At 42.3% G+C, this 13136-nt stretch carries 9 protein-coding genes and 1 pseudogene; all 10 read right to left on the bottom strand.

From position 1 onward, the window contains the following. Nucleotides 1-26 precede the first annotated feature (26 nt). A complete protein-coding gene (gene sufD / locus LKM37_03155) occupies nt 27-1271 on the bottom strand; it encodes a Fe-S cluster assembly protein SufD (GenBank protein ID MCI1720007.1) in 1245 nt (414 codons plus the stop codon). Nucleotides 1272-1297: 26 nt separating this feature from the next. After that, a complete protein-coding gene (sufC, locus tag LKM37_03150; GenBank protein MCI1720006.1) occupies nt 1298-2071 on the bottom strand; it encodes a Fe-S cluster assembly ATPase SufC in 774 nt (257 codons plus the stop codon). 35 nt (nt 2072-2106) lie between these two features. Next, nucleotides 2107-2850, bottom strand: a complete 744-nt coding sequence (gene pnuC, locus LKM37_03145) for a nicotinamide riboside transporter PnuC (protein ID MCI1720005.1) — start codon at nt 2848-2850, stop codon at nt 2107-2109. 1 nt (nt 2851) lies between these two features. Next, on the bottom strand, nt 2852-4336 hold the full coding sequence (gene sufB, locus LKM37_03140; protein ID MCI1720004.1) for a Fe-S cluster assembly protein SufB: 1485 nt from the start codon (nt 4334-4336) through the stop codon (nt 2852-2854). A gap of 273 nt (nt 4337-4609) precedes the next feature. Continuing rightward, the gene (gene hutH / locus LKM37_03135; protein ID MCI1720003.1) at nt 4610-6109 is read right to left on the bottom strand and encodes a histidine ammonia-lyase; all 1500 of its coding nucleotides are present in this window, start codon (nt 6107-6109) and stop codon (nt 4610-4612) included. Further along, complete coding sequence (locus LKM37_03130; GenBank protein MCI1720002.1) at nt 6109-6732, bottom strand: cyclodeaminase/cyclohydrolase family protein; 624 nt, start codon at nt 6730-6732, stop codon at nt 6109-6111. The genes hutH and LKM37_03130 overlap by 1 nt, the downstream gene beginning before the upstream one ends. Before the next feature lie 56 nt (nt 6733-6788). Then, nucleotides 6789-8042: an imidazolonepropionase gene (gene hutI / locus LKM37_03125; protein ID MCI1720001.1), complete on the bottom strand. Its 1254-nt coding sequence runs from the start codon at nt 8040-8042 to the stop codon at nt 6789-6791. Between the two features lie 24 nt (nt 8043-8066). Beyond that, on the bottom strand, nt 8067-8963 hold the full coding sequence (gene ftcD, locus LKM37_03120; GenBank protein ID MCI1720000.1) for a glutamate formimidoyltransferase: 897 nt from the start codon (nt 8961-8963) through the stop codon (nt 8067-8069). A 6-nt stretch (nt 8964-8969) separates the two neighbouring features. Further along, entirely contained in the window at nt 8970-10958 is a 1989-nt protein-coding gene (locus tag LKM37_03115; GenBank protein ID MCI1719999.1) for a urocanate hydratase, read from the bottom strand. A gap of 121 nt (nt 10959-11079) precedes the next feature. Beyond that, nucleotides 11080-13068, bottom strand: a pseudogene (locus LKM37_03110) (DUF4954 family protein). Nucleotides 13069-13136: the final 68 nt, after the last annotated feature.

The following is a 13136-nucleotide window of genomic DNA, read 5'->3' as shown; positions in this document are numbered from 1 at the left end:
CAAAACTAAATAAGCAGGCGGCAAAGCTAGCAGCAATGTTTGCTGCAATCTGAACAATGTGTAAATTCTCCGCGCAATCTTCTCTCCACCAAATCGCTCAGCCTGCTGCGCAGCTCTTCATTAGAAATCTTTTCCAGCACGGCATAAGCAAAGGCTTGCTGCTGAAGCAGTTTTGCCTCTTCTACATTTATGCCCCTTGAGCGCATGTAGAATAATTCGCCTTCATCCAAGCTCCCGACAGTTGCTCCATGAGAGCACTTTACATCATCCGCATAGATGATAAGATGAGGTTCTGAAGTTGCCCTGGCAGTGTCCGTTGTAAGCAAATTATTGTTTGACTGATACGCCTCAGTTTTCTGAGCATCAGGAGCTACCAGAATTTCTCCGCTAAAATTGGAAACGGCCTCTCCTCCAAGAATTCCCTTAAACAGTTGCAAGCTGTTACATTTTGGAGCCTTATGGGTAAGATTTATTTCCGTCTTAATTTTTTGTTTGCCGTCTGCAAGGTACAAGCCATCAAGTTCACAATTTGCATGCTCGCCCGTAAGGTATGTCTCTATGTTGTTATTTATCTCTCCGCCGTGCAAAGTAATCAGGTTAAGATGGAAAGTGGCGTCTTTGCAAACCTCTATGGTAAAATGCGTTACATGAGAGGATAAATTGTGTTCATTCTGCATTGCAAGGAAATCTAAAGTTGCCCCCTCGCAAACTTTTATGTTAATATTTTCCGCCGTCAAAAACTTTTCTTCAGCCAAAGTATGAGAACATAAAACAACTTTTCCGGAAGAATTTTTTCCGGCAGTTATATTAATATCATATCTCAATTCAGGCTTTTGCGGATTGGTTCTTATTGCAATAATTTGCAAAAGATTCTCAACAATTTTTCCTTCCGGCAAATTAATATTTAGCGGAGCACTTTTTTCTATTTCTCTAACATGCTCAGGCATAGACAGTTTTGTACTAACCTTGCCAAGCCTTGTATGAACGGAAAATTCTCTTTGTACAGATTCCGTTTCATTTGCAGAACCCGGACATTGGGCAATTTTATCATTTGAACAGTTAACATCATTCCCGGAGCATACAAAAGAATCACTCTCCTTCAACAAGCCGTCAACAACAAAATATTGTCTGGTGTTTTTTAACGGTACGCGACACTTGAAATTGCCATGGCTGTCATTTTGCAATGTATTGCTCATCAGCACATTGGGACAATCTTTTGGTTCCGTAAAATTGCCTAAAAATGTATAATTATTTTTCTTCTCCTCTGCCATGTTCAATTCCTATGCAACTGTAATCCCTATTTATTTTCGCTCTCTTCTTGTTCCTTAATCATCTCATCATAACCCTTGGTCTCAACAACATGAGCCAATTCTTTGCCCGCCGTCTTTATAATTCTTCCTTTATAAAGGACATGAACGACATCCGGAACTATATAGTCCAGAAGTCTTTGATAGTGAGTGATTACTATAAATGCGTTGTTACTTGTCTTAAGCTTGTTAACACCATGTGCAACTATCCTCAAAGCGTCAACATCCAAACCGCTGTCCGTCTCATCCAAAATTGCAAGAGTCGGATCAAGCATTGCCATTTGGAAAATTTCATTTCTCTTTTTCTCTCCTCCGGAAAAACCTACGTTAACACCTCTGGAAGAAAATGACGGATCCATCTGCACAATTGCCATCTTCTCTCTCATCATTTTCAAATATTCAGCCGCACTCAAAGGGGGAAGATTCTTCTCTTTACGATGCTCATTTACAGCTGTTTTCATAAAGTTAACATTGGTTACTCCGGGAATCTCTACCGGATATTGGAATCCCAAAAAGATTCCGGCCCAGGAGCGCTCCTCCGGTTTCATCTCCAAAAGATTTTTTCCCATGAATTTTACGGTCCCCTCTGTAACTATATAATTTTCATTGCCCGCAAGCACTGCAGACAAAGTGCTTTTTCCGCTTCCGTTAGGGCCCATAATTGCGTGAACCTCACCGGGTTTTACAACAAGATTAATTCCTTTAAGAATTTCCTTGCCGCTGATTGTTGCGTGCAAATTATTGATTTCCAGTAAATTTTCCATATCTCTTTCTCTTTTATTAACTATCGCGACAAATATTATTTATTTGCAGCGTCTCCTTTCATATCAAATTCCGCAGCTTTTTTTAAATCTGCAATTCTCTGTTTCTTATACATTTTCAGCCATATTACAAACCCGCCTATAGCTAGAAATACATAAGCAAGATATACCAGCGGCATAAATCCAAGACCAGCCTTTAAGCTTAATATTATGTTAGTTATATCTGCTATCAGCCACACGCCCCAGCAGTCCAGCTTCTTCTGGGCGGAAAGCCACTGAGCCATAAGCACAAGGCCAAGAGCAAAGGCATCAAAGTATGGGAATGTTGCGGGATAAGTAAATACTGCCGGCCACCACATATCTATTCTGGATAGCAAATAACCCCACACAAACATGAAAATCACAACAATCCCGGCGACTACCGTACGCTGGCCGTTATTATAAACCGTAACTTTTAATTTGTTCTTTTCATCCTTCTCATAAATATGCGGATGTGTCCAGCGATAATGTCCGTAAAAGTTTATAAACAAAGATATCGGCTGCAACAACATGCTGGAATACAGTCTGTTCTGCAAGAACAGAAAAAACAGCAAAATGTTATACAAATATCCAAACCAGAAGTTTGCAACCTTTCCTTTAACTGCAAAGAAAACGCAAAGCAGGCCGGTAACAACGGAAATTATTTCCAAAGCGCTAACGCCCTGGCCCATAATTGTGAATATCACATTATGAATGCTGAAAAAATTCAGTACGAGGTCTTTTATGAATCCTATCTGTACCATGTTATCCTATGCTTCCCTCCAATGATACCTGCAAAAGCTTCTGCGCCTCCACTGCAAACTCCATCGGGAGCTTATTCAAAACCTCTCTGGCATAGCCATTTACAATAAGTCCTACGGCATCCTCAGCCTTTATTCCTCTCTGCCTGCAATAGAAAAGCTGGTCATCTCCAATCTTGGAAGTTGTCGCTTCATGTTCTATTACCGCACTCTTATTTGCACTGTCTATATGTGGAAAAGTATGCGCTCCGCATTTGTCTCCAAGGAGCAAACTGTCACATTGTGAATAGTTTCTGGCACCTGTTGCATTTGGGAAAACACGGATTAATCCTCTATAGCTGTTCTCACTGTGACCCGCTGATATTCCCTTGCTTACAACCCTGCTGCGGGTATTTTTGCCTATGTGCAGCATCTTTGTTCCAGTGTCAGCCTGCTGCCAGTTGTTGGTAACCGCAACGCTGTAAAACTCTGAAGTTGAATTATCTCCCCTAAGAATGGTACTTGGGTATTTCCATGTAATTGCAGAACCGGTCTCAACTTGAGCCCAGAACAATTTTGCATTGGCCCCCTCGCATAATCCCCTCTTGGTGACAAGGTTATAAATACCACCGTCTCCGTTCTTATTTCCCGGGTACCAATTCTGCACAGTTGAATATTTGACTTCTGCATCCTGCTTTACAACTATCTCTACAACAGCTGCATGCAGTTGCGCCTTATCTCTTCTGGGAGCAGTGCAGCCCTCCAGATAACTGACATAAGCCCCTTCATCCGCAACTATTAAAGTTCTCTCAAATTGTCCCGTTCCAGATGCGTTAATTCTAAAATAGCTGGAAACTTCCATGGGGCAGCGAGTATTCTTTGGGATGTAGCAGAAAGAACCGTCGCTGAAGACGGCAGAGTTCAGGGCAGAAAAATAGTTGTCGCCGATAGGCACTACGCTTGCCAAGTATTTTCTTACCAGATCTGGATAATCTTTTACAGCCTCTGAGAATGAGCAAAATATGATGCCCTTCTCAGCAAGTGTTTCTCTGAATGTTGTCTTAACGGAGACTGAGTCAAACACTGCATCTACAGCAACTCCCTGTAACACATTTCTCTCCTTCAATGGGATACCCAGCTTGTTAAATGTCTCTTCCAGTTCAGGGTCTATGTCACTCTTGACAGCCTCTGTTCCTGCGACGCCCGCAACGGGTTTTCCGGATGGAGCGGCATAGTATATAATATCCTGATAATCAATTTCCGGAACTTTCAAATGTCCCCATGTGGGCATCTTCATTGTCTTCCATTTTGCATAAGCCTTCAAACGGAATTCCAGCAGCCACTCGGGTTCATTTTTCTTCTTGGATATAAGCCTGATAATCTCCTCGCTTAGTCCTTTGGGTGCAAATTCTTGCCGGACGTTAGAGACAAATCCTTCCTTGTACTCCTCGTTTGCTATCTCGCGGATTATTTCACGGCTTTCTTCCATGTTTACGTTTTCTTGTTTCATGAATTGGCAAATATAGTAAAAAACGTGGAGGGGGCGCATTATCCACCCTCTCAGAACTCTTCCTCTCCTAGCCCTGCACGTTTTGTTATGCCCTGTTTTTGACTACGGCTTGTAAATGGCTCATTGCCTAGCCATCTTTGGCTGAAAAGCTAACTCGCTACGCTCAAACACACGATTTTCCGCCTTCAGCTGGCACGGCAATTATCGCCCAAGCCTCATGTCTAAAAGCAGGGCATAACTGCAACTTTGCAGACTGAACCGGCCTGTCGGGAGTTAGAAGTTAAGCGGAGTGGTCTTCAAATAATCAACTGTTTTGTTGATTTGCTTATACATCACAACATCATCCTGGATAAAAGCAACTTGCTTGCGGTATCCAGACAGATATTTCTCAATTATAGGAGAACTCTTCAAAGGACGGCGGAATTCCATAGCCTGAGCCGCATTAAGAAGTTCTATTCCAAGTATCCTCTCCAGATTATCAATAATCTTGTGAAGTTTTGTAGCAGCATTTGCTCCCATGCTGACCATGTCTTCCTGGCCATTTGAAGAGACTATTGAATCACTGGATGCTGCAAAGCAGTACATCTTATTCTGACTAACCATAGAGGCTGCCGCATATTGCGGAATCATCAGTCCGGAATTCAAGCCAGGATTTGCGACAAGAAATTCCGGAAGATTGCGCAAACCCAAAATAAGCTGCGCTGTTCTGCGCTCAGAAATATCTCCAAGTTCTGCAAGTGCAACTGCCAGATAATCAAATGGTATGGCAATCGGTTCTCCGTGGAAATTTCCTCCAGAAATAATTAAATCTTCATCTGGGAAAATTGTAGGATTATCCGTTACGGAATTAATTTCTGTTTCAAGAACGGATGATACATAATGAATAGCATCCTTTGCTGCGCCGTGTACTTGAGGCATACAGCGGAATGAATAAGGGTCTTGCACATGAACTTTGTGCTGAGCTATTATCTTGCTGCCTTTCAATAATTTGCGGAATCTTGCACCCGTTTCAATCTGTCCTCTGTGCGGACGCATCTGCTGAATGCAATCCATAAACGGCTCAATTCTACCATCATACGCATCCAGAGAAATTGCTCCAATTAAATCTGCAGTCTTAGAGAGACGAATTGCATTAATCATTGCAAACACAGCATTGGCACTCATGAATTGTGTTCCGTTAAGAAGCGCCAGTCCCTCTTTGCTCATAAGCTTGACAGGCTCCCACTTAAACTCTTTTAGAACATCCTTTGCCGTGCGACGTTTCCCTTTGTAATTAACGTCGCCTTCTCCAATAAGAGGAACAAACAAATTAGCCAGCGGAGCTAAATCTCCGGAAGCGCCAAGAGAACCTCTGTCATATACAACGGGCAAAATATCATTATTGAAAAAATCTATTATTCTCTCGACAGTACCTACTTGTACTCCGCTGTGTCCCAGAGACAAAGCATGTGCTTTAAACAAAAGCATTAGTTTAACTATCTCCGGTCTTATCTCCTCTCCAACGCTGCAAGAATGACTCTTGATTAAATTCTCCTGCAGTTTGCCAAGGTCAGCCAAAGAGATGCTTTTATTACAAAGAGAGCCAAAGCCGGTAGTGATGCCATAAAGAGGTTCAGAAGATTTAGCAATCTTTTTATCTAGATAATCTCTGCATTTTTGAATGCGTTTTTTTGCCTCAGGAGCAAGCTCCAGAGTCATATTATCTTTTAATATTTTCTCAACTATTTCTATTGTAAGCCTGCCGGAGCCTACGCGGTAAACATTACTTTTCATTATAATTTCTGATTAATTTCCTTTAACAAATCGCTCTCTTTTTCACAAGCTTTTTTCTCCAGCTCATCTGATTCTTTCTTCATCTTTGCAACATATTCCGCATCTTTAAGAGAACCAAGATTAATTTTTACATTCAGCAAAGCTCCTAATACAGAAGAACGTGCAGCCATCATTGCAACGCACGCATCTGTCACGGCATTGCTGTTTCCCTTGCGGGCAACCTCTGCAATCATGTCCATAATTTCATACGCACGTCTTGCTACGGACATTGGAACTTCCGCTGCAAATTTTGTAGCCTCCTGAATTGCAGCGCTTCTTGCCGCCTTCTCTTCCGGAGTATTTTTAGGCATCTTAAAACATCCAAAAACTTTATCGTAAGCCTCTGAATCTTTATCCACATCTGCAATAAAAGCGGCTTTGTTTTCCAGCATCACTTTCTGGATTTTCTCCATCAGTTCAGCTTTATCTTCATAGCCCTTCTTGCCAATAGTAAGTCCTGCCACCATTGCGGCCAATGAAGCTGCTATTGAGCCATTTAGAGCAGCAATGCTGCCACCTCCGGGAACAGGATCATTGCCGGAAACTTTATCTAAAAATTGTTTTACAGTTAAATCTACTAACATAAAATGATGATATTAATTTCTATTAATTTTATCTTGTTGCTTATTAAATTTTCTATTTATCGTACCGAATAAAAGACTCCATCTTTAACAACCGCGCTAACGCAATTCATTCCGATATAGTATGGCAGCACGTGATAATCAGAGGAATACAGCATCACAAAATCTCCTTTCTTTCCTTTTTCTATACTCCCGATAGATTCTGCTCTGTTAACTGCGGCGGCGCCATTTAAAGTAAGAGCTGTAATTGCTTCTTCTATAGCAAGTTTCATATATATGCACGCAAGGTCAAACGTCAGCGGAATAGAACCGGAGAAACAACTTCCGGGATTCAAATCTGTCGCGAGTGCAACAGCGCAGCCGGAATCTATCATCTCTCTTCCCCTTGCATAAGGCTCTTTTAACGCAAATGCGGTTAGCGGTAATAACGTGGCTACCACATTGTTATCAGCCATTGACTTAATGCCGGCGTCTGATGCGTGAAGCAAATGGTCTGCAGAAAGAGCATGCAGTTCTCCCGCCAGTTCGGCACCTCCGAGAGAGACAATTTCATCTGCATGAATTTTCAGTTTAAAACCAAGCTGCCGCGCAGCACTTAAAAGTCTTCTGGATTCCTCTATGGAAAATACTCCCTCTTCACAAAAAACATCGCAGTTTTCTGCAAGATTTTCTTTTTTGATTAAAGGCAGCATCTCATTGATTAAGAAATCAATATACTCTTTGCTCCTCCCTTTATATTCTTCAGGCAAGGCGTGAGCTCCCAGAAAAGTTGAGACAACATTCACTCTCTTCTTCTCATCTTCATCTAAACTCCGCATTACCCTCAGCTGTCTTAGTTCAGTCTCTTTATCCAATCCGTAACCGCTCTTCCCCTCAACTGTTGTAACTCCCATCCGGCTCATCTTGTCCAAAAATGCTGCGGCTCCGGAACGCATTGATTCAAAGGTTAATGCGCGAGTAGCTTTAACGGTGCTGACAATGCCGCCTCCACGATTCATTATGGACATGTAGCTCTCGCCTTTAAGGCGCCAGGAAAATTCCTCAGCTCTCTCTCCTCCAAAAACAAAATGAGTATGGGAATCTACAAAGCCGGGCAGCAAACATTTTCCATGCGCATCATAATATTGAACGCCGCCGTAAAATCCGTCGCGATAATTATTGCGGGATACTCCCACATAATCAATGATTCCGTCCTTTACTTCAACCTCTCCATTATCAATGATTTGCAGCTGCGACATCTCCTTTCCCCTGCGCGCTGATTTTCCTACAGGAGTAACTATTTTTGCATTATAGATGACAATATTCCCTTTCATATTTGCTGCTGCGGTTTAACTCTATTACTCCATTATTCTGGACTCCAGAACTTGCTGCATGGAGAAATTCTCCAGTCCCAAATAATAAGAAGCTGTGTCAATAAGAGCCTCCATTGGAACAAGGCCAATTATCTCACTCCCGACAATACTTACACCATAACGGCGGGCCTCAAAACGTACCATCTCAAAAGCTCTGTAAAGTGCTGTCTTTGTGAAGTCTGTCATATTGATGGAGACTTGTGTAATACCTCTGTCTTTAAGCTCTACGCCCATTGCTTTGCAATATCTTAAACCGCCTCCGATGAAGCGAATTTTCTTTGCAATATTATGTGCAATCTCCAAACTTGGAGTGTTAAGATTTATGTTGTAAGCAACTAAAGGCATGCGCGCTCCAACGGCAACGGTACCGGCGGTTGGATGACGCTCTGCGGGACCAAAATCTGGCTGCCACTCAGGCAACTTTATTTTCTCGGCCATCCCCTCAAACTCTCCCTTGCGAATTGCTGCAAGATTCTCTCTATGAGGAGCTGTCGCAGATTTCTCATATAAGAAAACTGGAATTTTATATAGCTCTGCAATCTTTGCCCCAACCTCTTTTGAAAGAGCAATACACTCCTCCATTGAACTATTTCTGATTGGAATAAAAGGTACAACGTCAACAGCGCCCATGCGCGGATGCTGACCCTGATGATGATTCAAATCTATCAGCTTAACTGCAATTCCAATTGCCTCCAGCAACGCTGCCTTAAGCGGCTCAGGTTCTCCTACTACAGTGACAACCATACGATTATGGTCTTCATCATTGCTATAGTCCAAAAGTTTAACGTTTGTTTTCCCGCGGAACGGTTCTACAATCTTATCAATTTTTGCCTTGTCTCTTCCCTCGCTAAAATTGGGAACGCACTCAATTATTTTATTCATAACTATCTATTTCTTAGATTTAATAACTCTATTAATTAATTCATCATCAGCTACATAAGGGATTGTAATATGATACATGTCCCCGTTAGTTTTGTTAAAGGCCTCTGCGGTTTCCAGAGCGTGCTCATTGCGTGCCCAAGAACGTCTTGCAACTCCGCTCATTACATCCCATGTCATTGCGGAACGTAATATGTCATCTACTCTCTTGCTGCCGTCGCAAACCATTCCAAATCCGCCGTTTATAGCCTTCCCTATTCCTACTCCGCCGCCATTGTGAAGAGATACCAAACTCATTCCTCTTGCACAATTTCCTGCAAAACACTGAACAGCCATATCGGCCATAATATTGCTTCCGTCTTTAATATTCGCGGTCTCTCTGAAAGGAGAATCTGTTCCGCTAACATCATGATGATCACGTCCTAACATGATTGGGCCAACCTCGCCGTTGCGGACCATTTCATTAAAGCGCAAAGCAATTTTCAAACGTCCGGATGCATCCTGGTAAAGAATACGAGCCTGCGTCCCGACAACTAAATTATTTTTCTCCGCATCTCTAATCCAATTATAATTGTCCAAATCTTGTCCTCTGCGGTGAACATCTATGCAATCCATTGCGGCATGGTCTGTCTTGACCAAGTCTTCATGCTTGCCGGAAAGGCAAACCCATCTGAACGGACCATACCCATAATCAAACAGTTGCGGCCCCATGATATCCTCAACATAACTAGGCCAGATGAATCCGTTTTTCACATCCCCGTCGCGAGCTATCTCAGTAACACCTGCATCAAAAACAGCCTTCATAAATGAATTGCCGTAGTCAAAGAAATATGTGCCGGCCGCTACAAGTTTCTTAATTGCAGCAAAATGGCGGTGCAAAGATTCATCTACAAGTTTGCGGAATTTGTGAGGATTTTCATGCAGCATTTTTGTGCGCTCTGCAAAAGTCAGCTGCACAGGACAATAGCCGCCATCATAAACTGCATGGCAGGAAGTCTGGTCAGAAAGCAATTCTATCTTCTCTCTCTTCTCTACTGCATATTCCAGCAAATCAACAACATTGCCGTGATAAGCAATTGAACATGGCTCACGACGGCTCATTGCATCATGGGCAATTTTGAACGCCTCAGCTTTATCTTCTGTAATATGATTAACCCATCCCTGACGATGACGGGTCTCAATGCGGGACATATCAACTTCTGCAATAATTCCAGCAGCTCCGGATATTTCCGCCGCCTTTGATTGAGCGCCGCTCATTCCTCCCAAACCGGAAGAGACAAATAAATGACCGCGCAAATCTCCGTTCTGAGGAATGCCAAGTTTTAACCTTCCGGCATTCAGCAAAGTGTTAAATGTCCCGTGGACAATACCTTGCGGGCCTATGTACATCCAGCCGCCGGCGGTCATCTGACCGTAATTTGCTACGCCAAGCTGCATGGCGGTATGCCAATCTTCCTGATTGTCAAACATTCCTACCATCAAAGCATTGGTTATTATAACGCGGGGAGCATCCGGACGAGATTTAAAAAGTCCAAGAGGATGACCGGACTCCAAAACAAGCGTTTGGTCCTGGGTAAGCTCCTGAAGGTATTTTTTAATCAGGCGGTACTGCATCCAGTTTTGGCACACCTGCCCTGTTTCTCCGTAAGTAACTAATTCATAGGGATATAAAGCTATATCAAAGCAAAGATTATTATCAATCATCACCTGAAAGGCTCTCCCCTCTATGCATTTTCCCTTATATTCATCAATCGGCTTCGCCTTCAAATCACCTTGAGGTCTAAAGCGATAACCGTAAATTCTGCCGCGAGTGCGAAGCTCCTCCATAAATTCAGGAGCAAGTTTCTCATGTAATTCTTTTGGTATATAGCGCAATGCGTTCTTTAAAGCAATTTTAGTCTGCTCCGGATTTAACGTGTAACCGCGGTCCGGGGCTCTGCGGATTCCCTCTACGAATGTGGGGTACTCCGGTAATTTATTATCAAGTGTAAATTCCATGACTTTAATTTTAAATCGCAATAAAAATACAACATTTATTAACAATTATTGCAATTTTTCAGATATTTTAATTGAAAATCATGTCTGAAAGCCTTCTCCGCTTGCAGAGATAAGGTTTGCACTATATGCCCTTAAGACGGGCAATAAGCTCATCGCCCAGCGCCTGCTTATCCTCAATGTGCTTTAAAATCGCCCTTACAAACGTATTGTTCTCAAAATCTCCGCGGACACATTCAAAATCCTCAATCTTAGTATCCCTTGTTCCGTCCACCCCAAATCCTGTCATTGACTGCATGGAAAATTCTTTGCGGGCATCATCATAAATCTTATGATCCAAACCAATCACCGCCTCTTGCCAATCCTTAACAATATCAACTATATTCTTAGCCGTAATTGCCTCCGGATTAATGCCATACACTTCCTCTATTTTTGAATAAGCCCAAGTCCATTCATAGTTGTAATAGTTGTCATTCATTCTGGCAAAATGAGCGTTTATATCCTTCAATTTGTTAATATCCCCATTCTCTATTCCGTTCAGCAACTTTCCAATCTCACTCTGCGGCGCAATAAGACCGGCAATATCTACCCAATCTCCAATACCCACGGAACTCTCCGGTTTCAAACGTTCTCTGATTTGTGCATCGTTCTCAAACTTAATCCCTTCCAACCTCTTAATTATGGAATTGCCCATAAATTTATGAATAGCCGTCTCATAAAATTTAATCCCGCCAAAGAGAGAAGAACTTTTAATCTTTGCACTTTGATAGGAATACAATTCTGACGTCTCGCCTGAAACCCTGATTAAATCTTTCAGAATTTGTCTCCCCTTCATCATCTTCTGAATTGTATAAGGGCTCAACAAGTTGTAATTAATGAAATCCAGCCTGTTAGGGTCTGCTCTTTTATCTCTCTTAGGCCATTTCTGGGCATCTCTGATTGTTCCCACGCTACGTAAATTAACCCCAGGAACCAGATAAGTTGTATTGCCCTGCTCTATCAAGATACGAGAATGGCAAATCCGACGTATCTGCGTGATTAACATGCCTTCCCATAACCAAAGAAAAGGCTCCGACACGTGCCGGCCACAAAATATATGAATCTGATGTTGTCTTTGCCCCCTCTCCAGTGTTCCCTGGTGAATCGGGCCAAGTTTATACATGTGATTGCTCTGATTAGAGCCTGAGCCGGCATTCATAAATGAAAACATTCCGGCAATAAGCAATGTGGATTTATGATGAGTAACAGTAAAAGGCCCTGCAAAAATTGCACATGCCTCTCCGTTTTCTCCCTGGCAATTGCTAAAGAACAGAGAATCTGAAGCTGAATAATTGTGCCCCAGCAAGCATGCCTGCCCCACAAAACAACGGCTTAAAGTGGTCCCGTCGGTGACACTAGAACCAGAAGAAATAATAAAATCCTCGCATATTACATTTGCCCCAATTAAAACAGGAGCCGCCTCATTGCTGTTGATGCTGCCATTCTCCAATCTGGAGGCCCCATTAATTGAACAGTAGTCGCCTATCCTGACATTTTTTATTACGTCAGCATTTTTTATCCTCACAAAAGAGCCGGTTGTACCAACGGTTGATGCATGCTTATTGGAGTAATAATCAGTGATTTCCCTCAGCTTTTGAATCAGCTTCGGACGGTGTCTGTAAAGAGCGATAATGTATGCCTGATGTGCAGAAAGCTTATCGTTAATGTAAACCTCTCTGCCACCAGTCTCATTCAAAACGGAAGCGGCCACTCCATTGCCAAAAGTTGACAGGCGGTCCACATACATAATCCCAATATTCTCAATCAAAGTGTTATCACCTATCTCATAATTAGCAATATAGTTTTGCACTTTCTCAATACAGCAGTTGTCGCCGACAGTTACATTATGCAGTGTGGCAAATTTGAGCTGACTATGTTTTTTTATACCGCCGGGAAGCGTAAAAGAATCCTCCGTCACCCCCAGCTTAATTGTGCCGGAAAATGTGACATTGCTTATATAATCTGTCGTAAAGGCCTCCGCAACAGTTATGTTATTCCAATCCTCAGCTATGCAGAATTGTCTCTCCAGCCGGATAATTTCATCTCCGGTTAGTTTACGATACTTTTTGTTCATACTTAATTAAACTTTAATATGGTTAGTTTGACCCTCTCTTTTATGTAAAATTATATAATTTTTCTCAT

This window comes from Bacteroidales bacterium (assembly GCA_022647615.1).
GTDB lineage: Bacteria > Bacteroidota > Bacteroidia > Bacteroidales > UBA932 > Egerieousia.
This window is presented reverse-complemented; position numbering and strand designations above follow the sequence as displayed.